This window comes from Ferrovibrio sp. (genome assembly GCF_041906005.1).
Lineage (GTDB): Bacteria > Pseudomonadota > Alphaproteobacteria > Ferrovibrionales > Ferrovibrionaceae > Ferrovibrio.
Window position 1 is genome coordinate 1,968,097 of the sequence record NZ_JAYRJY010000001.1, and the last position, 24,512, is coordinate 1,992,608.

23 protein-coding genes are annotated in these 24,512 nt (G+C 65.2%); 13 read left to right on the forward strand and 10 right to left on the reverse strand.

Annotation, left to right across the window (positions count from 1 at the left end):
• Nucleotides 1-57 precede the first annotated feature (57 nt).
• Genes ACE3OO_RS09590 through ACE3OO_RS09600 form a run of 3 tightly spaced genes read left to right on the forward strand, consistent with a single transcriptional unit; the run spans nt 58 to nt 2,485 of the window.
• A complete protein-coding gene (locus ACE3OO_RS09590; RefSeq protein WP_374302178.1) occupies nt 58-588 on the forward strand; it encodes a PAS domain-containing protein in 531 nt (176 codons plus the stop codon).
• Between the two features lie 29 nt (nt 589-617).
• Nucleotides 618-1,982, forward strand: a complete 1,365-nt coding sequence (locus tag ACE3OO_RS09595) for a methyl-accepting chemotaxis protein (protein ID WP_374302180.1) — start codon at nt 618-620, stop codon at nt 1,980-1,982.
• A 17-nt stretch (nt 1,983-1,999) separates the two neighbouring features.
• Nucleotides 2,000-2,485 (forward strand): PAS domain-containing protein, encoded by a 486-nt coding sequence (locus ACE3OO_RS09600; protein WP_374302182.1) that lies wholly within the window; start codon nt 2,000-2,002, stop codon nt 2,483-2,485.
• On the opposite strand, the gene ACE3OO_RS09605 is transcribed toward ACE3OO_RS09600, so the two are convergent.
• Complete coding sequence (locus ACE3OO_RS09605; RefSeq protein ID WP_374302184.1) at nt 2,473-3,378, reverse strand: LysR family transcriptional regulator; 906 nt, start codon at nt 3,376-3,378, stop codon at nt 2,473-2,475. The genes ACE3OO_RS09600 and ACE3OO_RS09605 overlap by 13 nt on opposite strands.
• Before the next feature lie 172 nt (nt 3,379-3,550).
• Between ACE3OO_RS09605 and ACE3OO_RS09610 the strand changes: the two genes are divergently transcribed.
• Entirely contained in the window at nt 3,551-4,561 is a 1,011-nt protein-coding gene (locus ACE3OO_RS09610; RefSeq protein ID WP_374302187.1) for a quinone oxidoreductase, read from the forward strand.
• A gap of 12 nt (nt 4,562-4,573) precedes the next feature.
• On the opposite strand, the gene ACE3OO_RS09615 is transcribed toward ACE3OO_RS09610, so the two are convergent.
• Together ACE3OO_RS09615 and ACE3OO_RS09620 are read right to left on the reverse strand one after the other, a co-directional pair.
• Nucleotides 4,574-5,608, reverse strand: coding sequence for a methionine synthase (locus ACE3OO_RS09615; protein ID WP_374302189.1), 1,035 nt, complete (start codon nt 5,606-5,608; stop codon nt 4,574-4,576).
• A gap of 103 nt (nt 5,609-5,711) precedes the next feature.
• Complete coding sequence (locus ACE3OO_RS09620) at nt 5,712-6,743, reverse strand: GlxA family transcriptional regulator (RefSeq protein WP_374302191.1); 1,032 nt, start codon at nt 6,741-6,743, stop codon at nt 5,712-5,714.
• Nucleotides 6,744-6,873: 130 nt separating this feature from the next.
• Here ACE3OO_RS09620 and ACE3OO_RS09625 point away from each other — a divergent pair, with 130 nt between their 5' ends.
• From ACE3OO_RS09625 to ACE3OO_RS09635, 3 genes are all read left to right on the forward strand, one after another.
• Nucleotides 6,874-7,932 (forward strand): class I SAM-dependent methyltransferase, encoded by a 1,059-nt coding sequence (locus ACE3OO_RS09625; protein ID WP_374302194.1) that lies wholly within the window; start codon nt 6,874-6,876, stop codon nt 7,930-7,932.
• Nucleotides 7,933-7,934: 2 nt separating this feature from the next.
• Nucleotides 7,935-8,168: a DUF1127 domain-containing protein gene (locus ACE3OO_RS09630; RefSeq protein WP_374302196.1), complete on the forward strand. Its 234-nt coding sequence runs from the start codon at nt 7,935-7,937 to the stop codon at nt 8,166-8,168.
• A 103-nt stretch (nt 8,169-8,271) separates the two neighbouring features.
• Nucleotides 8,272-9,645 (forward strand): MATE family efflux transporter, encoded by a 1,374-nt coding sequence (locus tag ACE3OO_RS09635; protein WP_374302199.1) that lies wholly within the window; start codon nt 8,272-8,274, stop codon nt 9,643-9,645.
• A 21-nt stretch (nt 9,646-9,666) separates the two neighbouring features.
• On the opposite strand, the gene ACE3OO_RS09640 is transcribed toward ACE3OO_RS09635, so the two are convergent.
• Complete coding sequence (locus ACE3OO_RS09640; RefSeq protein ID WP_374302201.1) at nt 9,667-10,944, reverse strand: MFS transporter; 1,278 nt, start codon at nt 10,942-10,944, stop codon at nt 9,667-9,669.
• Nucleotides 10,945-11,178: 234 nt separating this feature from the next.
• Here ACE3OO_RS09640 and ACE3OO_RS09645 point away from each other — a divergent pair, with 234 nt between their 5' ends.
• Complete coding sequence (locus ACE3OO_RS09645) at nt 11,179-12,390, forward strand: M20 aminoacylase family protein (protein WP_374302203.1); 1,212 nt, start codon at nt 11,179-11,181, stop codon at nt 12,388-12,390.
• 62 nt (nt 12,391-12,452) lie between these two features.
• On the opposite strand, the gene ACE3OO_RS09650 is transcribed toward ACE3OO_RS09645, so the two are convergent.
• The 5 genes from ACE3OO_RS09650 to ACE3OO_RS09670 all read right to left on the reverse strand — a co-directional run bounded on the left by ACE3OO_RS09650 (nt 12,453) and on the right by ACE3OO_RS09670 (nt 17,682).
• Nucleotides 12,453-13,247 (reverse strand): MipA/OmpV family protein, encoded by a 795-nt coding sequence (locus tag ACE3OO_RS09650; protein WP_374302205.1) that lies wholly within the window; start codon nt 13,245-13,247, stop codon nt 12,453-12,455.
• 134 nt (nt 13,248-13,381) lie between these two features.
• Nucleotides 13,382-14,644 carry an HD-GYP domain-containing protein gene (locus tag ACE3OO_RS09655; protein ID WP_374302206.1) on the reverse strand — a complete coding sequence of 421 codons (1,263 nt, stop codon included), beginning with the start codon at nt 14,642-14,644 and terminating at the stop codon, nt 13,382-13,384.
• Between the two features lie 173 nt (nt 14,645-14,817).
• A complete protein-coding gene (locus ACE3OO_RS09660) occupies nt 14,818-15,240 on the reverse strand; it encodes a hemerythrin domain-containing protein (protein ID WP_374302208.1) in 423 nt (140 codons plus the stop codon).
• A 116-nt stretch (nt 15,241-15,356) separates the two neighbouring features.
• The gene (locus ACE3OO_RS09665; RefSeq protein ID WP_374302211.1) at nt 15,357-15,617 is read right to left on the reverse strand and encodes an AbrB/MazE/SpoVT family DNA-binding domain-containing protein; all 261 of its coding nucleotides are present in this window, start codon (nt 15,615-15,617) and stop codon (nt 15,357-15,359) included.
• 142 nt (nt 15,618-15,759) lie between these two features.
• A complete protein-coding gene (locus ACE3OO_RS09670) occupies nt 15,760-17,682 on the reverse strand; it encodes a sigma 54-interacting transcriptional regulator (protein WP_374302214.1) in 1,923 nt (640 codons plus the stop codon).
• 176 nt (nt 17,683-17,858) lie between these two features.
• On the opposite strand from ACE3OO_RS09670, the gene ACE3OO_RS09675 reads away from it, so the two are divergent.
• The 5 genes from ACE3OO_RS09675 to ACE3OO_RS09695 all read left to right on the forward strand — a co-directional run bounded on the left by ACE3OO_RS09675 (nt 17,859) and on the right by ACE3OO_RS09695 (nt 24,008).
• On the forward strand, nt 17,859-19,250 hold the full coding sequence (locus ACE3OO_RS09675) for a CmpA/NrtA family ABC transporter substrate-binding protein (RefSeq protein WP_374302216.1): 1,392 nt from the start codon (nt 17,859-17,861) through the stop codon (nt 19,248-19,250).
• Between the two features lie 40 nt (nt 19,251-19,290).
• The gene (ntrB, locus tag ACE3OO_RS09680) at nt 19,291-20,130 is read left to right on the forward strand and encodes a nitrate ABC transporter permease (protein ID WP_374302219.1); all 840 of its coding nucleotides are present in this window, start codon (nt 19,291-19,293) and stop codon (nt 20,128-20,130) included.
• Nucleotides 20,131-20,140: 10 nt separating this feature from the next.
• Complete coding sequence (locus ACE3OO_RS09685) at nt 20,141-21,019, forward strand: ABC transporter ATP-binding protein (RefSeq protein ID WP_374302221.1); 879 nt, start codon at nt 20,141-20,143, stop codon at nt 21,017-21,019.
• 44 nt (nt 21,020-21,063) lie between these two features.
• A complete protein-coding gene (gene cynS / locus ACE3OO_RS09690) occupies nt 21,064-21,513 on the forward strand; it encodes a cyanase (RefSeq protein WP_374302224.1) in 450 nt (149 codons plus the stop codon).
• A 245-nt stretch (nt 21,514-21,758) separates the two neighbouring features.
• Complete coding sequence (locus tag ACE3OO_RS09695) at nt 21,759-24,008, forward strand: methyl-accepting chemotaxis protein (RefSeq protein WP_374302225.1); 2,250 nt, start codon at nt 21,759-21,761, stop codon at nt 24,006-24,008.
• Here ACE3OO_RS09695 and ACE3OO_RS09700 read toward each other — a convergent pair whose 3' ends face one another.
• Complete coding sequence (locus ACE3OO_RS09700; RefSeq protein ID WP_374302228.1) at nt 24,009-24,512, reverse strand: hypothetical protein; 504 nt, start codon at nt 24,510-24,512, stop codon at nt 24,009-24,011.

Here is a 24,512-nt window from a genome sequence, read left to right on the forward strand (position 1 = left end):
TGACAATCTCCTGCTGAGACTAATAACGCAGTATTCAACCTTCGGGGGGAGGGGGAAATGCAGCGGCCGGAGCCAACCGGGCGGGAACGACAATTCGCCGAGAACCAGATCATCGTCAGCAAGACGGATCTGAAAGGGCGCATCACCTACGTCAACGACATCTTCTGCCAGGTCGGCCTCTACGAGGAAGAGGAAGTCCTGGGCCAGCCGCATTCCATCGTGCGCCACCCCGAGATGCCGCGTGCGGTGTTCCATCTGCTCTGGCAGCGCATTCGCGATGGCGAGGAAATCTTCGCCTATGTGAAAAACCTGGCGAAGAACGGCGATCATTACTGGGTGCTCGCCCATGTCACGCCCAGCCGCGACCTGCAGGGCAATGTCGATGGCTTTCATTCCAACCGCCGCGTGCCGGGCCGTGCGGCGCTCTCGGTGATCGAGCCGTTGTATCGCAGCATCTGCGACGAAGAGGATCGCCATGCCGATCGCAAGCAGGGCATGCAGGCCGGCATCGCCATGATTGAAAGCGCATTGCAGGCGCGTGGCCTGGATTACGACCGTTTCGTGCTGGGGCTGGCCGCGCAGGCCTGAGACATTCTCGATAAACCGGGAGACATCACATGCTGGGTGCGTCGCGACACCGTAAGGCATTGGCACAGATCGACGCGGTCTGCGCCAGGGCGGCGCAGGGCGATATGTCGGGGCGCATCCTGCATCTGAAGGAGTATGGCGATCTGGCACCGACCCTGGCGGCCTTCAATCGCCTGCTGGATCTCACCGATGCGTATATCCGGGAATCCGGCGCATCGCTCTCCTTCGCGGCCCAGGGCAAATATTTTCGTCCCTTCCTGCCGCAAGGCATGGTCGGGAACTTCCGTGGCGGCGCCGATATCATCAACGGCGCGCGCCAGACCATGGAAGTCGGCGCGGAGGAAACCGCGCGCCTGCAGGCCGAGGTGGCGCAACTGGTGGCGGCTGCGGCCGCCGGCGATCTGGGCGGCCGCCTCAGCCTGGATGGCAAGGACGGCTTCATGCGCCGCCTGGCCGAGGGCATCAACATGCTGGTCGATCGCACCGGCACAGCCTTCGGCGAGGTGGCGCGCGTCATCGCCGCGCTGGCCAATGGCGATCTCGGCAAGCAGATGGAGGGCGATTACCAGGGTGTCTTCGCTACCGTGCAGCAGGACACCAACCGCACCGTTGCCGCCCTGCGCGACGTGGCGCAGCAGCTCAGCCAGGCCGCCGAGGCCGTGCAGGCCGCCGCCGACGAGATCGATGAAGGCAGCCGCGACCTGGCGGGCCGTACCGAAAGCCAGGCCGCCACCCTGGAGCAGACGGCGGCGGCGATGCACCAGATCACCGAGACGGTGCGCCAGACGGCCGACAACGCCCAGGCGGCCAGCCAGCTCACGGTGGCGGCACGCGATACGGCGCAAAAAGGCGGCGCCGTGGTGCAGGAAGCCGTGCAGGCGATGACGCGCATCGAGGAAAGCGCCGCGAGGATCTCCGATATCGTCGGCCTGATCGACGAGATCGCCTTCCAGACCAACCTGCTCGCCCTGAACGCATCGGTCGAGGCGGCGCGGGCGGGCGAGGCCGGCAAGGGCTTTGCCGTGGTGGCGCAGGAGGTGCGCGCCCTGGCGCAGCGCTCGGCCAATGCGTCGAAAGACATCAAGGCGCTGATCGCCGAATCCAACGCCCAGGTGAAAACCGGCGCCGAACTGGTCAATCGCGCCGGTGCTTCGCTGGGCGACATCGTCAATGCGGTGAAGAAGGCCAGCGACATCGTGGCCGAGATCGCGGCGGCCTCGATCGAGCAGTCGCGCAGCCTGAACGAGGCCAACACCGCCGTCGCCAGCCTGGACCAGATGACCCAGCGCAACAGCGCCCTGGTCGAGGAAACCTCGGCCTCGGCGCGCACGCTGGCCGATCTGTCGCGTCGCTTAAGCGGTATTGTCGGTTTCTTCCGCCTGTCGCACAGCTAGCCGTTTTCCGCGTCGCCATGCCGCCTTTCGATTCCAGTACCGTCACGCTGTGCCGCCGTTGTCTGGCTGCCGGCAAGCAGCCCTGCAAGGCCAGCCTGTTGCGCCTGCATGATTACTGGGAGGCCAAACGCGGCTCGCGCGCCTTTCCTGCCCGCGCCGATATCGATCCGCTGGAACTGCGCGATCTGCTGCCCAACATCTTCATCATTGAAGTCCTGGCCGAGGCGCCGCATTTCCGCTACCGCCTCTCGGGCAGCGGCGTCGATGAACTGCATGGCCAGAGCCTGACCGGCAAATCGCCGCGCGACATCAAGACGGCGGAAATCGCCGCCGTGGTGGAGGAGCAGTATCGCGCGGCCCTGACCGACCGCCGGCCGCGCTGCGACCATGTGAAGCTGCTGGCGCGCGACGACACCTACTGGCATTTCGAACGGCTGATCCTGCCGCTCTCCGATGATGGCGAGCGGATCAACATGTTCCTGTGCGGGATCTACGCGACCTGAGCGGATGATCGCCGCGCCGCGCGCCCTTCGGCCAGCAGGCCGGACTTGCCCTCGAACAGCGCGATCATGAAATCCATCACCATCCGCACCCGTGGCGACCGGCGCAGGTCCGGATGGACCAGCAGCCAGATTTCGCGGTCGGCGCCGCCGGCATCCAGCGGCAGCCGTTTCAACAGCGGGTCTTCCGCCGCAAGGAAATGCGGGATGGCGGCGATGCCGAGGCCAGCACGCGCCGCCTGATAGAGGCTGGCAAGATCGTTGGCAGTGAAAGCCAGCGGGCGGCCCCGGGTCTGTTTCATGAGCAGACGCTGCTGCGGCACATGCTCCAGACTGCTGTCATAGCCGATATAGTCGCGCTCGGCGGGCTTGCGCGCTGCCAGATAGTCTCGCGCCGCATAGAAGCCATAGCCGAGCCGTCCTATCCGTCGCGCCACCAGCCGGCCGTCGTCGGGTTTGCTCAGGCGCACGGCCAGATCGGCCTCGCGGCGTTCCAGGTTGGCAGCGGGAGCACCGCCGACCAATTCAATGCGAATGGCCGGATGGCGGTCGCGGAACGGACGCAGGTGCGGTGCGATGAAAGCCGAGGCCACCACCGGTGGCGCGGCGACGCGCACCACGCCGCCTGGTTCCGCGCTGGCGCTGCCGGCCAGCCTGCCAAGGGTGATGGCCTCGTCCTCGACCCGTTCCGCCGCGGCCAGCAGCCGCTGGCCTTCTTCCGTCAGCACGTAGCCACGCGCCAGCCGGTCGAACAGTTTCAATCCCATCCGTCGTTCCAGCGCGCCGATGCGCCGCGCGACGGTCGAGTGATCCACCTTCAGCCGCCGCGCGGCCTGCGAGAGCGAACCGACACGGCCGAGCTCGAGGAAGTAGCGGATGTCATCCCAGTTCTTCATGGCGATCACGGTTCCAGGCGGTTGCGGGACAGGCGGCTGCGGGCAGGCCGGTCATTCTCCTATCTGGGCAAAATCACCCAGATGATTTGCAAAAATATCATCTATCGAGATTTTTTGCAGAGACTAGTTTTCCGGCCGAGGCGCATGTTCCGGCCGAGGAGGGCCATCAGCCATGAACAGCATGACCAGCGGGATGACTGGCGGCGTGACCACGCGGGTCATCGAGATGCGGCAGCCCGGCGGGCCGGCGATGCTGCAACTCGCGGACCGGCAGATCGCGGCGCCCGGACCGGGAGAGGTGTTGCTGCGCCAGCACGCCGCCGGGGTCAATTTTGTCGATATTTACCATCGCACCGGCCTGTATCCGCTACCTGTCTGGCCGGCAGTGCCAGGCATCGACGGGGCCGGCGTGGTTGCTGCCATCGGCGCAGAGGTGGAGGATGTCGCGCCCGGCGACCGCGTTGCCTGGATGGGCCAGCCGGTCGGCGGTTATGCTGAATGGCGGCTGCTGCCGGCGGCCAAGCTGGTGAAATTGCCGCAGGATATCGCCACTGACGTCGCGGCGGCGGCGATGACGCGCGGCATCACCGCCCATATGCTGCTTTGCCATGTCTATCCGGTCGGGCCGGGCAGTACGGTGCTGGTGCATGCCGCCGCCGGTGGCCTTGGCCTGATTCTCACCCAATGGGCAAAGCGGCTCGGCGCCACGGTCATCGGCACGGTCGGTTCGCCAGCCAAAGGCGAACTGGCGCGACGCCATGGCATCGATCATGCCTTGCTCTACCGCGACCGGGATTTCGTCACCGATCTGCGGGCGCTGACGGACGGCGCCGGCGTCGACTATGTCATCGACGGCATCGGCGGCGACACCCTGCGCCGAAGCCTCGACTGCGTCAGGCCGTTCGGCATGGTTGCCAGCATCGGACAGGCCGGCGGACCGATCGCCCCGCTGGATGTCTTCGAGATCGGGCCCCGCCGTTCGCTCACCTTCGCGCGGCCAAGCGTGATGGCTTATGCCGGCAACCCGCATCTGTATGGCCGGGCCACCCGGGCGGTGCTGGCCGAGTTGCAGGCCGGCCTGCGGATCGAGATCGGCGCACGCTATCCGCTGGCCGCGGCCGCCGCGGCCCAGTGCGCGCTTGAGGCCGGCAGCACCACCGGCTCGATCCTGCTGGAAATGTGAGTTGCTCCGGCCTCAGCCAAACATCTGCCGCGCCAGCCTGGTGCCCTCGCCCAAAGCCGCCACTTTTGCGATGGCGACCTCGCGCGACAGCGGCGCCAGGCCGCAATTGGTGCAGGGGATGATGCGCTCCTTGGGCACATACTGCATCGCCGTCCTGATCGTCTCGGCGATCTGCTGCGGCGTCTCGATGGCATCGCTTGCCACATCGATCACGCCCACCATCACCTCCTTGCCCTCCAGCAGGGCCATCAGATGCGGCGGCACGCGCGAATTGAAGCATTCCAGCGACACCTGGTGGATGCGGCTTTTCGCCAGCGCCGGGAAGAAATCCTCATACTGGCGCCATTCGCTGCCCAGGCCCTGCTTCCAGTCGATATTGGCCTTGATGCCGTAGCCGTAGCAGATATGCACGGCGGTCTTGGTCTTCAGGCCGTCGATGGCGCGGTGCAGGGCCTCGATGCCCCAGCCCGCCGCTTCTTTTGTGTAGGCATTGAAGGCCGGTTCGTCGAACTGGATGATGTCCACGCCCTCGGCTTCCAGGGCTTTCGCTTCCTGATTCAGCAGGTCGGCGAAAGCCATGGCGCATTTCACCCGGTCGCCGTAATGGCGGTCGGCCACCGTGTCCATGATGGTCATCGGGCCGGGCAGGGTGAACTTGATCGGCAGCCTGGTATGGGCGCGCAGGAACTTGCCTTCCCAGGGATGGGCGCGGCCCTTCAGTTTCAGCTCGCCCACCACCTGCGGCACCATCGCCTTGTAGCGGTCGGCGCGGATGCCGATCTCCACCTTGTGGGCGCGGTCGATGCCGTCCACATTCTCCACGAAGCCATGCACGAAATGCTGGCGCGACATCTCGCCGTCGCCGATCACGCTCAGACCCGCATCTTCCTGCCGCTTGATCCACAGCAGCGTGGCATCGCGCTTGGCGGTCTCCAGCGCCTCGCCGCTCTGCTGCCATTGCGGCCACAGCTTGTTGGTCTCGGCCAGCCAGAAGGGTTTCGGCAGGCTGCCGGCCAGGGTGGCGGGGAACAGGATCGGTGCGGCCATTTTATTTTCCTCCCGGAAATACGCTTCGGCGGCAATCTAGTCCGCCTCATCGCCAATGCAAACCACCGTGGCGGTCAGGCCGGGCCGTACCAATCCGGACCAGCTAGGTCCGGTCCGGCCGGGTATCGGATGTGGCGAAGTCGGGGATCTGGAACTGCCGCCGGTAATGGCCCGGCGTCACGCCGGTCAGCCGTTTGAACAATCGACGGAAAAAGGCCGGATCCTCATAACCGACGCGCCAGCCGATCTCCTCGACCGAATCATTGGTGCGTTCCAGCCGGCGCTTGGCGTCCTCGATGCGCAACTGCTGCACATAGGCCAGCGGCGCATGGCTGGTGGCGTTCGAGAAGCGCCGGTTGAAGGTGCGCTCGGCCAGGCCCGAGCGGCGGATCATCTCATCCACCGGATCGGCCACCGAGAAATGCTTCGCCAGCCAGTCCTGCGCCTCGAGAATGGCGGCATCGCCATGATCGCGACGGCCCTCGAACAGCATGTATGGCCCCAACCCGTCGCGATGCCATTGCAGGGCGAAGAAACGCGCCACGGTCTGCGCCGTCGTGGGACCCACATGGCGCGCCACCAGGTATAATGCCAGGTCGTGCCACGACATCGAGGCGCCGGAGGAAACGAACTGTCCGCGTTCGCCGGCGACGACCAGCGTTTTCTCCGGGCAGATCGGCACGTTTGGATAAAGCTTGTGGAAATCGGGCGCGTAGCTCCAGTGCAGGGTTGTGCTGCGTCCATCCAGCAGGCCGGTTTCAGCAATCAGGAATGCGCCCGAGCAGGCCGAGCACAGCGTGGCGCCACGCTCATGCACCTGCTGCAGCCAGTCGACCAGTCCGGGATAGCGGCCGACGCGCCAGTCCGGATTGAGCACGACCGACGGCACGATGACGATGTCGGTGGCGTGAATGCCGGCAATGCCGCGATGGGGCTGCACCGGCAGGCCGCTGGCCAGGCGGATCGACTCGGTGGTCTGGGCGACGATCTCCACCGTGAATGGCGGCGTCTCGGGCAGCGATGAATCCGCTCCCTTCAGCATCCTGAAGCTGTTCAGCACGTCATACAGGCCATGCAGCGTCGAGATCGACGCATCCGGAATCGCGATCAGACTGACATGAAGCGGTTTCGGCATATTCGGCGGCAATGGCGGAATTGAACCTGTATCGGCAGGTTACGCTCTCGTGCCGTCCTCCGGCAACCGCCATTGTCCGCGCTGCGGCCCACCGGTCTTGCGGGCCGGTTTAACGTTACGGAGGCGTAGGATGAATATCGATCAGGCCAAGCTGGAAACAGTCGTGAATACGGCGCTCGCCGATATTGCCGGGGCCTATGGCGGCGTGATGGTCAGCGTCGGCCACAAGCTCGGCCTGTACAAGGCGATGGCCGGCGCGGGGCCGCTCAGCTCGACGGAAGTCGCCCGGCGCAGCGGCTGCGCCGAACGCTATGTGCGGGAATGGCTCAACTCGCAGGTGGCGGGCGGCTATGTCGCCTATCATCCCTCCAGCCAGACCTATGAACTGACGCCCGAGCAGGCGATGGTGCTGGCCGAGGAAAGCAGCCCGGTCTTTTTACCCAATGCCTGGCATGTCGTTGCGTCGCTCTGGGCCGACGAACCCAAGACGGTGAAGGCATTCAAGACCGGCCAGGGCATCGGCTGGGGCGAGCATGACCACCGGCTTTACTGCGGCATCGCCGCTTTCTACCGCAACGGTTACGTGGCGAGCCTGGTGCCGCAATGGCTGCCGGCGCTGGATGGCGTGGTGCCCAAGCTCGAGGCCGGCGCGAAGGTGGCCGATGTGGGCTGCGGCCATGGCCATTCAACCGTGCTGATGGCACAGGCCTTTCCGAAATCGCGCTTCTGGGGCTTCGACGTACATGCGGATTCGATCCGTGAAGCCCGCCGCAATGCCGAACAGGCCGGCGTGGCCGACCGCGTCACCTTCGAGGTGGCAAAGGCGACCGACTATCCGGCGCAGGATTACGACCTGATCTGCTATTTCGACTGCCTGCATGACATGGGGCATCCCGACAAGGCATTGCGCCATGCGGCCACCGCGATGGCATCCGATGGCAGCATCATGCTGGTCGAGCCCTTCGCCAATGACCGGCTGGAAGACAATATCAACATCGTCGGTCGCCTGTATTACGCGGGTTCCACTGCCCTGTGCTGCGCCCATGCCATATCGGAACAGGGTGATTACGTGCTGGGCGCCCAGGCCGGGGAAGAGCGTCTGTCGCGCCTGATCAAGTCCAGTGGCTTCACACATGTCCGTCGTGCGACGGAAACGCCCTTCAATATGGTTCTCGAGGCGCGGCGCTGAGCATGCAGGCGATCGTTTGGGCGGTTTTCGGCCGGCGGGCCGAAGACCGCCAGACCGGCTGGCTGACCCGTGTGACCCAGGCCTTGCGCGTGCGGCACCGGCGCATCCGGGCGCGCCGCGTGCTGGCGCGGATCGATCCCCGCACCCTGCGCGATGCGGGGATCGATCCTGTCGCCGCAGATTACGAAGCCACGCGGCCATTCTGGATCGCCGAACGGCGTCTCAGGGATTTCTGAATCAGGGATTTCTGAATCAGGGATCGCTGAAGACCGGCGGCCGCGTGTCACGCCGCGGCCGCCGACACCATTGCGCGACAAGTGACCAAAGCAGGAGTGAACGATGTCCACGGCCAATGCCGAATATGTATCCAGCGTCAAAGCGACGGCGGGCTGGGCGCTGTATGCCGGGGAAGGCCGGTCGCTGCTGCGGCTGGCCATGCCGATTGCGCTGATCGCATTGGTCAACATGGGCATGAGCGTGACCGATACCGTGATGGTGTCGGCCTTGTTCGGTGCCGATGCGCTGGCGGCGGTGGCGGTCGGCAGCGATCTTTACTCGATCCTGTTTTACCTCTGCGCCGGCACGCTGGGCGGCATCGCGCCGTTTTACGCCGCCGCCGTGGCCCGGGCGGATGCAGCCGAGCGCGCGCGGCTGGAGCGCATTGGCTGGATGCTGGTTGTGGTGCTGGCGGCTGTCGCCATGCCGCTGATCTGGCTGGCGCCCATGTGGCTGGCATGGTTTGGCCTGGATGCGGCCCTGCTGGCGCAGGGCGAAGGCTACACGCGCAGCATGGCGCTGATGCTGGTGCCGATGCTGGGCGTCGCGCTGTATCGCACCCTGCTGACGGCGGCCGAGAAGCCGAAGGTCTTCCTCAAGGTGACGCTGGCCATGCTGCCGCTGAATGCCGCGGCCAACTACATCCTCATGCTCGGCCTTGGCCCGATTCCGGCCTTTGGTCCGACCGGCGCGGGCCTGTCCTCCCTGCTGGTGGCTTTGGCCAGCTTCATCGCGCTGCTTGTCATCGCGCGCCGTGCGCCATCTGTCGCTGCCACGCAGGCATCGTTCGATTGGCGTGGCCTGCTGGCCGTGCTGCGCGTCGGTCTGCCGATCGGCGTGATCACCGCCACCGAAACCGGCATCTTCCTCGGGGCGACGCTGGTTGCCGCCACGCTCGGTGCCGCCGAGGTTGCCGCGCACACACTCACCCTGCGCATGGCGGGCATCGCCTATGCCGGATCGGCGGCCTTGCTGCAGGCTGCCATGGTGCGGATTGCCCGCGCCGACGCAATGGAGGACCGGCATCTCGCCCGCATTGTCTTCATCAGCAGCCTTGCGCTGGCCGCCATGTTCGGCCTGGCGGTATGCCTTCTGCTGGTGTTCGGCGCCGCGCCGCTGGCACATGCCTTCTTCGATGCCGGCGCCGTGGGCCTGGCAGCGGCCCAGACCGCGACCGGCCTGCTGGTGCTGCTCGGCCTGATCCAGTTCGGCGGATATCCGGGCCTGACTGCCGCCGGCCTGCTGCGCGGGCGCAAGGATACCCGGGCGCCGATGGTCTACATGCTGGCCGGCTATTGGGGCGTCGGCGCGCCGCTGGGTCTTTATCTCTGCGGGATGCAGGGCCTCGGCGCGACCGGATTGTGGATCGGCCTCGTCGCCGGCACCTTCGTCAACAAGGGCCTGGTGATCGCGCGGCTGTTGCGCAGCTTCCGCTGACCCGGCGGGGCCGGCCGCGGGTCATTCCGCGGCCACCGCCGCGCGCTGGGCAGCCAGCACGCGTTCGGTCGGCCGCGTGTTCATGAACAGCTGCATCACGCCGGCCGCGGCGCCGATGCCGGCCGCCAGTTGCCAGGCCAGCGTATACGAGCCGAGCGCGTCATAGATCACGCCGCCGGCCCAGGCGCCCAGGAAGCTGCCCACCTGGTGGCTGAAGAAGGCGATGCCGGTGAGCGTGGCGAGATAGCGGATGCCGAAGATCTGTGCCACCAGACCGTTGACCAGCGGAATCACGCCCAGCCACAGCGTGCCCATCACGGCGGCGAAGACCAGCGTGGAGACACTGCTGACCGGCAGCATGAAATACAGCGCGATGGCCACCGAGCGCGCGATGTAGATCAGGCCCAGCAGCATCGGCTTGTGATAACGGTCGCCCAGCCAGCCGAACAGCCACGAGCCGAACACGTTGAAGGCGCCGATCACGGCCAGGGCCTGCGCGCCCAGCATGGGATCCGCGCCGCAATCGGCCAGGAAGGTCGGCAGGTGGGTGGTGAGGAATACCAGCTGCAAACCGCAGACGAAGAAGGCGGCGGCCATCACCACATAACCGCCATGGCGGCGCGCCTCGGCCAGGGTGCTGCGCATCGTCTCGGCGGCACCGCCGGCGGGCGCATCCACCGGAACCTTGTCGGCGCGGCCGCCCATCAGGGCTGCCGGCAGCATCGCGGCGGCCAGGGCCACGAAGGCGAACATCGCCATCTGCCAGCCGCTGGCCTGGATCACGCCCTGGGCCAGCGGCGCGCAGAAGAAGGTGCCGATGGAACCGGCCGCCGAGACCAGGCCGAAGGCCAGGCTGCGCCGTTCCGGCCGCACGACCTTCGCGGCGATCTTGGCGGCGATGCCCGATGTGGTGCAGGCCAGCGCCACGCCGATCATGGCGCCCGAACTCAGCGTGATCATCCAGGCGGCATCGGCATAGGCGGTGATGATCAGGGCCGCGGCATACAGCAGGCCGCCGAACAGTGCGATGAACCGCGTGCCGAACCGGTCGACCAGCGCGCCGGCGAAAGGCTGCGCGATGCCCCAGACGATATTCTGCACCGCCAGCGCAAAGGCGAAATCGGCGGCCGAGATGCCGATGTCGCGCGTGATCGGCTGCATGAACAGCCCCAGGCTCTGGCGCATGCCCATGGCCAGCGACAGCATGATGGCGGCGCCGGACAGGATCGACACGCTCTGCCACTGGTTGAGCGAATCGTGGTGGAAGGGAGTGCGGGCGGAAAGGCTGCGGGTGGCCATTCAAGGAGCTCCTGGGCGAGCGGCTTATTTATGTTTGTTGTCTCGGGCGGCCTGACGGACAGGCAGGCGGGATGATGGGGCTGGCTCGCGCTTTAGTCCAGAGGGTGTAATGTATCGGTGCAATTCCCGGCCGGGTCCTCTTGCCAGCCGGCCGGCTTGGTGCTGTGCTGACGGCCGCTTTCCCGGCCATAAAACTTCCCAGCCATAAAACCAACGCACCAAAAGGTAACCGTCATGAGCAAGGACCTCCTGAAGGAGATGCAGGCCCATCGCGAGGAACTCACCGCGATCCGCCACGACATTCACAAGCATCCCGAAACGGCCTTCGAGGAGAACCGCACGGCCGACATCGTGGCGGCCCGGCTCACCGAATGGGGCATCCCGATCCATCGCGGCCTGGGCAAGACCGGCGTGGTCGGCACGCTGAAAGGCAAGCGGCCAAATACTTCCAATATGGGCCAGCGGGCGATCGCGTTGCGCGCCGACATGGATGCCCTGAACCTGCAGGAAAAGAACAGCTTCGCGCACAAATCCGTGCATGACGGCAAGATGCATGCCTGCGGCCATGATGGCCATACCACCATGCTGCTGGGCGCGGCCAAGCACCTGGCGCAGAATCCTGATTTCGCCGGCACGCTGCATTTCATCTTCCAGCCGGCCGAAGAGGGCGAGGCCGGCGCACGGGTGATGATCGAGGACGGCCTGTTCGAGAAATTTCCCTGCGATGCCGTCTATGGCATGCACAACATGCCGGGCCTTCCCACCGGCCATTTCGCCATCCGGCCCGGTCCGATGATGGCGGCGTCCGATACCTGGACCGTCACGTTCCGTGGCACCGGCGGCCATGGCGCCATGCCGCAGATGGGCACCGACCCGACCCAGCCGGCAGCGAACTTCATCACCGCCACCCAGGGCATCATCGGCCGCAATGTCTCGCCGCAGAATGCCGCCGTGATCAGCGTGGGGCATATCGCGGCCGGCGCCTATGGTTCGCCCAACGTGATCCCGTCGGAGGTCCTGATCCGCGGCACGGCGCGCAGCTACACGCCGGCCGATCGCGATCTGCTGGAACGGCGCCTCGCCGAAGTGGCGCAGGGCATCGCCCAGGCCCATGGCTGCAGCGCGGAATATCACTACCTGCGCCGGTATCCGCCGCTGGTGAATGCGTCGGAACAGACGGCGTTGGCCCTGAAGGCCGCCGCCCTGACGGTGGGCGAGGCGAAGACCGACGGCGATGTCGAGAAACTGACCGGTGCCGAGGATTTCGCCTTCATGCTGGAGCAGAAGCCCGGCGCCTATATTCTCATCGGCAATGGCGGCAGCATCGAGGACGGCTCCTGCCATTACGTGCATACGCCGCATTACGACTTCAACGACCAGATCCTCGTTACCGGCGCGGCCTATTGGGTGAATCTGGTGAATGTGGAGCTGGGCGACGCGGCCTGACACGAGTAATGTCATGGCCGGGACAAGCCCGGGCATGACACTAAATTTTCGGATTTAGGCTGTTACCAGCCGAAGCTATAGCTGATTGTCAGGCCCAGGCGCGCCTGAGTGGCTGAACCGGCCTGGTCGACGATGGGCGAGTCTGCCGCATCGCCACCGATCTGCTCGACGCCGGCGAAAGCCCCCAGCCTGACCTGCCGCGTCAGCTTGTAGCCAAGCGCGGCATTCAGTCCGTAACTGATGAAGACGCCGTCCGCATCATAGCGGCGATAGCCGGAGCGTGCCGCCTGGCCGGCGTCGATACCGAAATAGGTTTCGGTGAAATCGCTGCTGGCCAGCGTCAGTTTCGGGCCGATGTTGAAATCTAGCCTCTCGCTCAGGTTGAAGCGCCGATTGAGCCACAGCTCGCCGATGACCGCCTCATGTCCGCCGAAGCCCTGGCGCAGTTCGGCGCCCATGCTGAGCTTGGCGACGCTGTATTTCACAAAAGCGCCGGCCTCGCCGGCCGGATCGATGTCGCCCAGGCCGCGCAGGGCATCGTCGTCATCCTGATCGCGGCCGAAGCGGTATTTCAGGACCGGGCCGGCGCTAAAGTTTCCGTCGCGCAGCAGGTTGGCACCCAGACCGTCGCGCGTGGACAGGAAAACACGGTCGGCGTAACGCAGATCGATGAGCGGCACGGCGCTGACGTCATAGTCGTCCGATCCGAGATAGCTCGGCGCCATCATAGCGCCAGCCCCCAGCGTCAGGCGCCACTCTGGTTTGCCGCCGCCTCCCTCCTGCGCCAGGACGGGCGGCGCGACGGCAAGCAGCGTGACTGAAACGAAAACTCCGGCAAACAGGCGGCTCATTGCCATGATTCTCCCATAACACGTCGCAAACAGCAGTTAACCGACGTGGCATAGATATGTCGGGAAGAAAATCTGGCGAGACCAGCCCGGCTGTGATTTGCATCACACCGGCGGCATGATGCCCGGCTCAGCGCCCGCTTTCAGGCAAAGAAATAGTGCTGTGTCATGCGCTGGAGCGCGGCGCGCATGCCGTCGTGCCCGAGTGTGCCGCTTTCTTCCAGCAGGGCCGGCGCCATGGCGCGGAAACGCGCCAGCAGGTCGGGGTCGAAATGGCGGCCCGCGCCTTCGCTCAGGATGTCGATTGCCTGGGCCAGCGGCATCGGCTCCTTGTAGGGTCGTTTTGATGTAAGGGCGTCGAAAACGTCGACAATGGCGAAAATGCGCGCCACCAGCGGGATCGCCTCGCCCGCCAGGCCGTTCAGATAGCCGCTGCCGTCGTATTTCTCGTGGTGATATCGCACCACATCGCCTGCCTCCGACAGCCATTCGGACTGGCCGATGATATCCAGCCCCAGCGCGACATGCTGCTGCATGGTGCTGAATTCCTCCGGCGTCAGCTTGCCGGGTTTGAGCAGGATGTTGTCGCTGATGCCGATCTTGCCCACATCATGCAGGAAGGCGCCCTTGATCAGGCGCTGCATCATGATCCGGTCCAGGCCTACCGATTCCGCCAGCCGTACCGCATACCAGGTCACCCGGTAATTATGCGTATCGGTGTCGCTGTCGCGCTTGGCGATGGCGCTGCCCAGAACTTCCAGCATCTCCAGGTTGGCGCGCAGCAGTCTTTCGGCATGCAGGAACAGATTGCGGTTCAGCGACAGGATGACCGGGTATAGCAGGATCGAGGTTGCAAGCACGGCAATGATGACGATCGCCAGCGAATGCACCACACCGCGGCGGATATCGGCCATCGTCATCGCGTCGACCTCGTAGATGCCCTCGAAAAACGCGACGACGCTGCCTCTGTCGTCCCGGATCGGGGTGATCATCTGCAGATACAGCGATCCATGCACCAGATGCTTGGTGTAATAAGAGGCCATGCCGTCTGGAAAGCGATGCGGGCTTCGGTCCAGCGCGACTTCAACATCGTGATAGCCCGGCCGGCTGCGTTCGATCAGGGCCTTCTGGCCGGCATCGTAGATTTCGACGATGACGAAGTGGTTCGATTCCAGCAGGGTTTCCACGGCCCGCACGAAGTCCGGCGTCAGCGCGCCGGCATCAGGTCGGGCCAGCGCGGCATGGTTGTCGCGCAGGAATTCCGCCGCCGCCGCCTCGCCCAGATGCACCACCCGGTCATCCACCGCTTCCAGGTCGAAATAGACGACAGCCGATCCGATCAGAGCCGATAGAATGGCGAATCCAGCAAGCAGGCGCGTGATGATGCGCCGATGCAGGCCATGCATGCCTGTTCCCTCCCGATAGCAGATCCGGCAAGCCTAGGCTCTGCCCGGAAGGCAATCAATGCATGGGCCGTTAGGGAGAAAATAGTTGCGATTCGCTACACAACCTGACGCCGGCGTTTTGCATGAGCGATGCGCGGCATTGATCCGCGCATCGCAGGGCCGCGTTTTATCTTTCAATGCAGGACCCGGTCGGCCAGCGGATAGAGTTCACGATCCTCGCGCTCGATCCGGGCCCGCAGGGTGGAAAAGATCGCCCGCGCTTCCTTGAGGAAGTCGCCGGTATCCTTCTGAAGCTGCGCCGCCGAACGCCAGCGCTTCCAGAAATCCATGTAGGATCCATACAGGTTCCCCATCTCGGCCTTGTAATGCGTTGCCATGCGCACGAGGTCGGCATGGCCCGAAGCCAGCAGGTTCGGGTACAGGGTGTTGTCCTCGACCGACAGATGGGTCGAAAGCCGCGCGGTGAATTCCGACAGCAGGCGGGTCGTGTCATGGGCCCATTTGTCGCCGACGGGATTGTGCAGCTGGTGGACGACCTTGTTGAACAGCGCATCGAGTTCGTTGTGATGCTGGCGATAACGGTCGGTGGCGGCCATGGGAAACTCCGTTTCTTATCATGTTGAGACGGAGTGTCAGATAATGCGGGCCGCTATAAGATGCAAGTAATATGCATCTTATAGCTCTAGGGCAAACTGTCGCACGCCATTCAGGCTCAATGCCCCAGCTTGGCGTAACGGTCGCGCACCGCATCGGCCAGGGCCGTGTCACGGCCAATACTGCCGTGACCCGTGCTGCCATGATGGCCGTCCGCCTTGGCTTTCGCGGTCTTCGGATGGGCGCGCAGCGGTCGCAGCAGTAGACCCTCGGGCCGGTCCTCGATGCTGAATTCGGTGCCGGCGCGCCAGTGATGGCTGCCGATCAGTTCGGCGGGCAGGCCCAGCCTGCCCTGTTTGTCCAGACGAATGGTTGCCATGATCGCCTCGCAGCAAGAGAAAGCATGCGCAGGCAACGGCGGCGGGCCGGGGAAGGCGCGACCAGTGAAGCGCCTAATGCTTTGGCAGACAAGAGGGTGGGAGTGCCAGGGGCACCCACCAGTTTTAGTGATTTGCCCGGAATCAGGGCTGATGCAGGGTGGCGCTGCCCGCCTTTTCGGCAAAGGCGGCCCTGGAAATCCCCAGCGCCTTGATCCGCGAGGCCAGCGTGGTGGGTTTCACGCCCAGCAGGGCGGCCGCGCCGTCCGTGCCGAAGATCTTGCCGCCACAGGCCGCCAGGGCGGCGCGGATATTGGCGCGGTCGCGTTCGCGCCGCTCTTCGTCGGTCAGCAAAGCGCCATTGGCATCGCTCATGGCCGGCATTTGGCGTTGCGGCGCCTGCGCCTCTGGCAGTTCGATGCGCAGGCGGCCGTCGCGCGCCAGGATGGCGGCGCGTTCGATCACGTTTTCCAGTTCGCGCACATTGCCGGGCCAGTCGTAATGACTCAGCCGGCGCGCATCGCCCTCGGTCAGGCGCAGGCCGCCGGTCTTCAGCTTGCGGCTGGCGCCGCGCAGGAAATGCGCGGCCAGCAGCGGGATATCCTCGCGCCGCTCGCGCAGGGGCACCGATTCGATCGGCACCACGTTGAGGCGAAAATACAGATCCTCGCGGAAGCGGCCCAGCCGCACTTCCGATTTCAGGTCGCGGTTGGTGGCGGCGATCACGCGCACGTCCACATGACGCGTGCGTTCCTCGCCCACGCGTTCGAACTGGCCTTCCTGCAGCACGCGCAGCAATTTGCCCTGCAGCTCCAGCGGAATCTCGCCGACCTCGTCGAGGAACAGCGTGCCGCCATCGGCCAGCTCGAAGCGGCCGATGCGGTCCCGCAAGGCGCCGGTGAAGGCGCCGCGCACATGGCCGAAGAATTCGCTTTCAAACAGCTCGCGCGGAATGGCGGCGCAGTTGACGCGGATCAGCGGGCGGTCGCTGCGTTTGCTGGCCTCATGAATCGCGCGTGCGATCAGCTCCTTGCCGGTGCCGCTTTCGCCGGTCACCAGTATGGTGGCATCGGTGGGCGCCACCAGCTCCACCTGGCGCAGGATGTTCTGGATCGCCGCCGATTTGCCGATGATGCCGCGATGGTTGCTCTCGGCGCGGATTTCCTCCTGCAGATAGGCATTTTCCAGCTCCAGCTTCTGCCGCAGGCTTTCCACTTCCTCCAGGGCGGCGCGCAGCTTGTCGTCAGCCTCGCGTTTCAGGCTCACGTCGCGGAACACCACCACCGCGCCCACCAGCGCGCCGCGGTCGCGGATCGGCGTCGAGGTGTATTCCACCCAGAACGGCGTGCCGTCGCGGCGCCAGAACACCTCGTTGTCCACCGTATGCACATGGCCGTCGCGGAAGGCACCGTAGATGGGGCAGTCATGGCCGTGGTAATGCGAGCCGTCGGCATGGCTGTGATGCACCATCGAATGGATGTCCTTGCCGACCAGTTCGTCGGCGCTCCAGCCCAGCATGCGCTCGGCGGCGGGATTGACGAAGGTGGTCTTGCCCTCGGCATTCACGCCATAGATGCCTTCGCCGGCGGCGCGCAGGATCAGCTGGTTCTCGCGCTCGATGTCGCGGAAGAAGCGCTCCACGCGCTGCCATTCCGCCAGGCCGCCGCGCACGTAGTGATCGGCTTCGTCGTCGACGGTATGGCGCTGCAGCTCCTCCAGGTCCTGCGCGATCAGCAGCAGGCGCGGCGACTGGCTGGAATTGTCGGCCAGCGGCGCGCCGACATATTCCACCTTCACCTCGCGGCCGCCGGCATGGCGCGGGCTTAAGCTGCGGGTCCAGTAGCGGCCCTTGGCGGTTACGGCCTCGGTGAACACGATCAGGGCCGGGCGCTGGCCGGGATGCAGGTCGGTCATCTTCAGGGCGCATAACGCCGTGCGGTCATAGCCCAGCAGGCGGCAGGCCGCCGGATTGGCATCGACGATGCGGTCCTGCGCCGGGTCGACCACCAGCATGGCCTGGGGATTGGCCTCGAAGGCACGGCCGAAATCGGCGGTATCGCGGTCCATGGCAGGCCCCGGTGATCTCTACGAATAATCGTAATTCAGACTACGAAAATTCGTATATTACGAATAATCGTAGTATAGGCGCTGCCCCAAATGCCTGGCAATGGTGAATTTTGCCTCCATGGCACGCTCCTTGCTGTTTTCGGCCTGAGGCATCCGCAACAGAAGAGGCAGGCAGCATGTCACTGTTCAAGAATCCGTTCGATCACCAGAGCGATCTGTCCGCCTGCCCCTGCGGCGCCCACCGGAGCCTGGGCGAGCACAATGCCGAGCTGGCCCTGCTGCAGCGCGACCAGCAGCTGCAGACGGCCGCCGACGAGGAAAAGCGCCTGACCAACGCGGTCGACCAGGCCGTGGTGCGCGCCCTGATCCCCAACGACATCACCCGCCGCCGGGTGCTGCACACCATTGGCGCCGGCACGCTGCTGGCCGCGATCGAACAGTTCTTCCCGCTCGCCACCGCGCGCGAGGCCTTTGCCCAGGACAAGGGCCCGCTGGAAAAGAAGGACCTCAAGGTCGGCTTCATCGCCATCACCTGCGCCACGCCGATCATCATGGCGCATCCGATGGGCTTCTATTCCAAGCACGGCCTGAATGTCGACGTGATCAAGACCGCCGGCTGGGCGGTGATCCGCGACAAGACCATCAACAAGGAATACGACGCCGCCCACATGCTGTCGCCCATGCCGCTGGCGATCACCACCGGCACCGGCTCGAACCCGATCCCCTACACCATGCCGGCGGTGGAAAACATCAACGGCCAGGCCATCACGCTGGCGATGAAACATAAGGACAAGCGCGATCCGAAGCAGTGGAAGGGCTTCAAGCTGGCCGTGCCTTTCGACTATTCGATGCACAATTACCTGCTGCGCTATTACCTGGCCGAACACGGCATCGATCCCGATACCGACGTGCAGATCCGCGCCGTGCCGCCGCCGGAAATGGTGGCCAACCTGCGCGCCGACAATATCGATGGCTTCCTGGCGCCCGACCCGGTGAACCAGCGCGCGGTCTATGACGGCGTCGGCTTCATTCACCTGCTGACCAAGGAAATCTGGGACGGCCATCCCTGCTGCGCCTTCGCCGCCAGCCAGGAATTCGTCACCACGGCGCCCAACACCTATCGCGCCCTGCTGCGCGCCATCATCGAGGCGACGGCCTATGCGACCAAGGCCGAGAACCGCAAGCAGATCGCCGAGGCCATCGCGCCGGCGGCCTACCTCAACCAGCCGGTGACCGTGGTTGAACAGGTGCTGACCGGAACCTACGCCGATGGCCTGGGCAACGTGAAGAAGGTGCCCGACCGCATCGATTTCGCGCCCTTCCCCTGGCAGAGCTTTGGCATCTGGATTCTCACCCAGATGAAGCGCTGGGGCCAGCTCAAGGGCGATGTCGATTACCAGAAGGTGGCCGAACAGGTCTTCCTCGCCACCGACACCCAGAAGCTGATGCAGGATGTCGGCCTCACCCCGCCGAGCAGCCCGTACAAGACCTTCTCGGTGATGGGCAAGCCCTTCGATCCATCCAAGCCGAACGAGTATATCAACTCGTTCAAGATCAAGCGCGTCTGATCGGCGGGGCGCCAGTGGAGTCGAGCGTGGAGTCTTGCGCATGAAGATGTCGTTCCGCCTGCGCGCCGCCATCGTGTCGGTGGCCCTGCTGGTCGCACTGCTCGGGGCCTGGCATATCGCCACCTCAGGCCCCGGCCAGACCCAGGCCATGGACCCGGAATACGCCAAGCTGATGGGGCTCACCGCCACCCAGGGCAAGTCGGCCATGCCGGGGCCGCTGGATGTGGGGGCTGTGTTGTGGAAGCACCTGGCCGATCCCTTCTACGTGAAGGGCACCAACGACCAGGGCATCGGCATCCAGCTTGCCTATTCCGTCGGCCGCGTCGCGCTCGGCTTCGGCCTGGCGGTGCTGTTCGCCGTGCCGCTCGGTTTCCTGATCGGCCTGTCGCCGCTGTTCCGCCAGGCGCTCGACCCCTTTATTCAGGTCATGCGACCGGTCTCCCCACTCGCATGGATGCCGCTCGCGCTCTACACGATCAAGGACAGCGCGATCTCGTCGATCTTCGTGATCTTCATCTGCTCGGTCTGGCCGATGCTGACCAACACGGCCTTCGCGGTCGCCAATGTGCGCCGGGAATGGCTGAACGTGGCGCACACGCTGGAGGTCGGCACGTTCCGCAAGATCTTCCGCGTCATCCTGCCGGCCGCAGCCCCCACCATCCTCACCGGCATGCGCATCTCGATCTCGATCGCCTGGCTGGTGATCGTGGCCGCCGAGATGCTGGTGGGTGGCACGGGCATCGGCTACTTCGTGTGGAACGAATGGAACAACCTTTCGATCGCCAACGTGATCAACGCCATCCTGTTCATCGGCGTGATCGGCATGCTGCTCGACCAGCTGCTCGGTTTCCTCACCCGTCTCGTCACCTATCCGGAGTGAGGACGCAGCCATGAGCCAGCATTTCATCTCGGTCGAAGGTCTCAAGCGCCAGTTCCCCGGCAACGACAAGGCGGTGTTCGAGGATCTGTGGTTCGGCGTCGAGAAGGGCGAATTCGTCTGCGTGATCGGCCATTCCGGCTGCGGCAAGACGACCGTGCTCAATATCCTCGCCGGGCTGGACAAGCCCAGCGACGGCGCCATCATCTTCGACGGCAAGGCCATCGAAGGCCCCAGCCTCGACCGTGCCGTGGTGTTCCAGGGCCATGCCCTGATGCCGTGGATGAGCGTGCTCGACAATGTGCTGTTTGCCGTGCAGTCGCGCTGGCCATCCTGGTCGAAGGCCAAGGCGGCGGAACATGCCCGCAAATACATCGCCATGGTCGGCCTGGCCGGCGCGGAAGCGAAAAAACCGGCACAGCTTTCCGGCGGCATGAAACAGCGCGTCGGCATTGCCCGCGCGCTGTCCATCGAGCCCAAGACGCTGCTGATGGATGAGCCTTTCTCGGCTCTCGATGCACTCACGCGTGGAACATTGCAAGACGAGGTGCTGCGCCTGCGCGCCGCCACCAACCTCACGGTCTTCATGATCACCCACGACGTGGACGAAGCCATGCTGCTGGCCGACCGCATCGTGCTGATGACCAACGGGCCGGGCGCCAGGATCGCGGAAATCCTGGTCAACACCCTGCCGAAGGATCGCACGCGCGAAACCCTGCACCAGCAGCCCGATTACTATCCGATCCGCAACCACCTGCTGGATTTCCTGGTGCGCCGCTCGAAAGCCTTCACGCCGCCGGCGGGCTGGGAGTCGCGCAAACCGCCGCATGTCTATGCCGCCGCGCCCAAGGTCGGTCTGGGGGCCGGCCTGGGCGGTGCCGCGGCGGAATGAGATTGCCATTGTCCGTCGCCATCTGAAGAAACAGGAGAACCACCGTGAAGCGCGAGTCCGTCACCGAAAAGATCCTCGATACCAAGCGGCTGAAAGGCTGGAGCTGGAAAGAGATCACCAAGAAGATCGATCCCAAGCAGTCGCCGATCTTCCTCACGGCCGGTCTGCTCGGCCAGATGAAGCTGACGCCGCAGCAGGCCGCCAAGACGGCCAAGCTGTTCGGCCTGGGCAAGCTGGAAGAAAAGCTGCTGGCCGAGGCGCCCTATCGCGGTTCGCTGCCGCCGGGTCCGCCGACCGATCCGCTCATCTATCGTTTCTACGAGCTGGTGCAGGTCTACGGCACCACCTGGAAGGAACTGATCCAGGAGGAATTCGGCGACGGCATCATGTCGGCCATCGATTTCAACATGACGATGGAGCGTCTGCCCGATCCCAAGGGCGACCGCGTCAAGATCGTCATGACCGGCAAATTCCTCGACTACAAGCGCTACTGAGTCTGAGTCACCGGCGTACTGGGTCCTGCGGCCGCACGCCGCCTCGCGAAGCGCATCAGTATCATGCCGTCCGGCTTGTGCCGGGCGGCATTTGTTTTCTGCATGCTGTCGCGGCGCTCCACACGCGAACCGTGCGCGATGAGCAATCCTGTTTTCGTCAAGGTTTTCTTGGCACGGATCATGCTTGCTTTTGAGTCATGGTGCTGCCCCCAGCAGCTACCCAAAAGCGATAAATGAGGTGCCGCATGCCTGCTTCCGCCCAGACCTCGCCCCAAACACCCGCAAACCGCAATCTCGCGATTCTCGATTTCGTAGGTTTTGCCGCCACCCGGCTGTTCGAGGAACGGCAACTGCGCAACGAAGCGCCGGCCGCCGAAAAGGCCATCGCCTACGCCATCGCCATCGGCCATCTGGCCAACGACCTGCAGCGTGAACGCGGGTCCAGTGCTTTGTTCATCGGCAGCAAGGGTCGTGAATTTCGTGAACAGCTGCAAACGGCCCGTCTAGCCATGGACCAGAGCGCGATCGCCGTGCGCACCGCCGTCGCGGATTGCCGTGCGCATGCATTGCTGGCGCCGCTGGTGGTCGCTGGCGATGAATTGGGGGCATTGCTCGACCGCGCGCGGCTGGCGCGGCCGGCCATCGACCGGCTGGAATTCACCACCCAGCAATCCTTCGCCAACTGGACCACGCCGATTCGCCACGGGCTGGAAAGCGTGCGCGGCATCGGCTACCTGCTCAACAACATGACCATCGCGCGTGGGCTGGATGCTTATCTGGCCCTGCTCGAAGGATTGGAAAAATCGGCCCAGGAACGCGCCACCGGTTCGGCGGCCCTGGCGGCGGGCCGTTTCGATCTTCCGGTCTTTCAGCGCTTCATGAGTCTGGGCTTCCTGCAGGAAGCCGATTTCGCCGTCTTCAAGTCCCATGCGACCGACAGTCAGGCGGCTTTCTTCGATGCCGTGTGCACGGAGCCGGTTTTCGCCGCCGTGCAGGATTTGCGCGGCACGATCTACGACGGCTTCGCCCATGGCTCCACCGGCGGCATCGCCGCGCCGCACTGGTTCCAGGTCACCACCCAGCGTATCGAGCAGATCAACCGGGCGCGCGATCACGTCGCGGCCGATCTGCGCCAGACCTGCGCGCGGCTGCTGGCGCAGCCCAGGGATCGTTTCGCCACGATCTTCGCCGCCTGCCTGACGCTGGGGTTGCCCGTGGTGGTTCTGGCCAGCCTGCTCGGCGGCGCCAATGGGCGGTTCGATGCTTTGCGCCAGGCCTGGCGCGACTGGCGCGCTGCCAGCCGCGCGCGGCGCAAATCCTCGCGCGAGCGTCAGGTGGTGCGCGATGGCGAACGGCTCAGGCTCGCCGAACGCGAAGCCCGCGAAAAGGTGGCCGCCGCCGAGATCACCGAACTGGTCAACCGCATCATCGCCGGCGATCTCGCCGGCCGGCTGGCGCAGGATGGCAAGGAAGGCTTCTTCCTGGATGTGAGCCGCCAGCTCAACCGCCTGACCGAAATGCTGCAGGGTATGGCTGGGGAATTGGCCGAGGTGACCGAGGCGCTCGGCCGTGGCGACACCAGTCGGCAGGTGACGGGCGATTACGCCGGCATCTTCGGGCAGCTCAAGGACAGCGCCAACCGCATGGCGGCGATGTTGCGCGATGTTTCCCGGCGCCTGAGCGACAGCACGGCGATGGTGAAATCGGCGGCCGGCGAGATTTCCACCGGCAGCCTGGATCTGGCCCAGCGCAGCGAAAGCCAGGCGGCCGCCCTTGAGCAAACCGCGGCCACGATGCAGCAGATCACCGCCACGGTGAAGCAGAATGCCGACAATGCCGCCCGCGCCGATGGTTTGAGCAATGCGGCGCGCGACAAGGCGGAGGCCAGCGGCGTGGTGGTGCGCGGCGTGGTCGATGCCATGGGCAAGATCGAGGCCAGCGCGACGCGTATCGGCGACATCGTCTCGGTAATGAACGAGATCGCCTTCCAGACCAACCTGCTGGCGCTGAATGCCAGCGTGGAAGCTGCGCGTGCCGGCGAGGCCGGCAAGGGGTTCGCCGTGGTGGCGCATGAAGTGCGGGCCCTGGCCCAGCGTTCGGCCAATGCGGCGAAAGAGATCAAGGGCCTGATCGAGGCATCCAACGGCCATGTGCGCGAGGGTGCCGGCCTGGTCGGGCGGGCCGGCGCGGCGCTGGACGAGGTGAACGCGGCGATCCGGGGCGTGACCGATATCATCGCCGAGATCGCGGCGGCGTCGCGGGAACAGGCCACCGGCCTGGAACAGGTGAACATGGCGGTGGCGCAGATGGATCAGGCCACCCAGCGGAACGCGGCCCTGGTGGAGGAAACCACCGCCTCGGCGCAGGCCCTGGCCGAGCAGTCGCGCGAACTGGCGGATCTGGTGGGGTTCTTCAGGACGGCCGAAACGGCGAAGCCGGCGATGGCTGCCCCGGGAACTGTTCCAGTGGCCGAGGCCGCCGCCCGCGCGGCCTGATCACTCGATCGCTTTATGGAGGATGTCGAGCACTTCGCCGCTCGAACGGCGCAGCATGATGATGCCGGTGCCGACGACCAGTCGTTCGGTATCCGGCCGCGCGGCCGGCAGGTCCCGCAGCAACGGGCCGGGCAGCCGATGCAGGCTCGCCACCACGCCAGGGGACAGGACGTCGCCTTTTTGGGGCATCTTCTCGATGCCCTTGGGCAGCGCGCGCTGGTACTTCTTGGCCCGCGAGGCATGGGACTGATTGCCACGGACATTTGAGAAATAGCGCGGGATCAGCCAGCGTTCGGTGTGGTTGAAGGCGACATTCTCGTCGATGGCCGCCGTTGGCTGCGGCGCCGTCGCCGGCGCAGATGGCTGCTGCATCGGTATGGGTGCCGGCGGCGCCAGGTTGACGCCTTGCCCCATCGCCGCAGGTCCGCCCAGCAATGCCGCCATCAGGCCCGTCATCAGGGCGGTGGCGGCGAGGGCGGCGCGGGAAAGGGGCGGCAATCGCAT

Bases quoted from the DNA above. Each gene is read 5' to 3' on its own strand.
- ACE3OO_RS09590 (WP_374302178.1), top strand. From the start codon at position 58: ATGCAGCGGCCGGAGCCAACCGGGCGGGAACGACAATTCGCCGAGAAC.
- ACE3OO_RS09595 (WP_374302180.1), top strand. From the start codon at position 618: ATGCTGGGTGCGTCGCGACACCGTAAGGCATTGGCACAGATCGACGCG.
- ACE3OO_RS09600 (WP_374302182.1), top strand. From the start codon at position 2,000: ATGCCGCCTTTCGATTCCAGTACCGTCACGCTGTGCCGCCGTTGTCTG.
- ACE3OO_RS09605 (WP_374302184.1), bottom strand. From the start codon at position 3,378: ATGAAGAACTGGGATGACATCCGCTACTTCCTCGAGCTCGGCCGTGTC.
- ACE3OO_RS09610 (WP_374302187.1), top strand. From the start codon at position 3,551: ATGAACAGCATGACCAGCGGGATGACTGGCGGCGTGACCACGCGGGTC.
- ACE3OO_RS09615 (WP_374302189.1), bottom strand. From the start codon at position 5,608: ATGGCCGCACCGATCCTGTTCCCCGCCACCCTGGCCGGCAGCCTGCCG.
- ACE3OO_RS09620 (WP_374302191.1), bottom strand. From the start codon at position 6,743: ATGCCGAAACCGCTTCATGTCAGTCTGATCGCGATTCCGGATGCGTCG.
- ACE3OO_RS09625 (WP_374302194.1), top strand. From the start codon at position 6,874: ATGAATATCGATCAGGCCAAGCTGGAAACAGTCGTGAATACGGCGCTC.
- ACE3OO_RS09630 (WP_374302196.1), top strand. From the start codon at position 7,935: ATGCAGGCGATCGTTTGGGCGGTTTTCGGCCGGCGGGCCGAAGACCGC.
- ACE3OO_RS09635 (WP_374302199.1), top strand. From the start codon at position 8,272: ATGTCCACGGCCAATGCCGAATATGTATCCAGCGTCAAAGCGACGGCG.
- ACE3OO_RS09640 (WP_374302201.1), bottom strand. From the start codon at position 10,944: ATGGCCACCCGCAGCCTTTCCGCCCGCACTCCCTTCCACCACGATTCG.
- ACE3OO_RS09645 (WP_374302203.1), top strand. From the start codon at position 11,179: ATGAGCAAGGACCTCCTGAAGGAGATGCAGGCCCATCGCGAGGAACTC.
- ACE3OO_RS09650 (WP_374302205.1), bottom strand. From the start codon at position 13,247: ATGGCAATGAGCCGCCTGTTTGCCGGAGTTTTCGTTTCAGTCACGCTG.
- ACE3OO_RS09655 (WP_374302206.1), bottom strand. From the start codon at position 14,644: ATGCATGGCCTGCATCGGCGCATCATCACGCGCCTGCTTGCTGGATTC.
- ACE3OO_RS09660 (WP_374302208.1), bottom strand. From the start codon at position 15,240: ATGGCCGCCACCGACCGTTATCGCCAGCATCACAACGAACTCGATGCG.
- ACE3OO_RS09665 (WP_374302211.1), bottom strand. From the start codon at position 15,617: ATGGCAACCATTCGTCTGGACAAACAGGGCAGGCTGGGCCTGCCCGCC.
- ACE3OO_RS09670 (WP_374302214.1), bottom strand. From the start codon at position 17,682: ATGGACCGCGATACCGCCGATTTCGGCCGTGCCTTCGAGGCCAATCCC.
- ACE3OO_RS09675 (WP_374302216.1), top strand. From the start codon at position 17,859: ATGTCACTGTTCAAGAATCCGTTCGATCACCAGAGCGATCTGTCCGCC.
- ntrB (WP_374302219.1), top strand. From the start codon at position 19,291: ATGAAGATGTCGTTCCGCCTGCGCGCCGCCATCGTGTCGGTGGCCCTG.
- ACE3OO_RS09685 (WP_374302221.1), top strand. From the start codon at position 20,141: ATGAGCCAGCATTTCATCTCGGTCGAAGGTCTCAAGCGCCAGTTCCCC.
- ACE3OO_RS09695 (WP_374302225.1), top strand. From the start codon at position 21,759: ATGCCTGCTTCCGCCCAGACCTCGCCCCAAACACCCGCAAACCGCAAT.
- ACE3OO_RS09700 (WP_374302228.1), bottom strand. From the start codon at position 24,512: ATGCGATTGCCGCCCCTTTCCCGCGCCGCCCTCGCCGCCACCGCCCTG.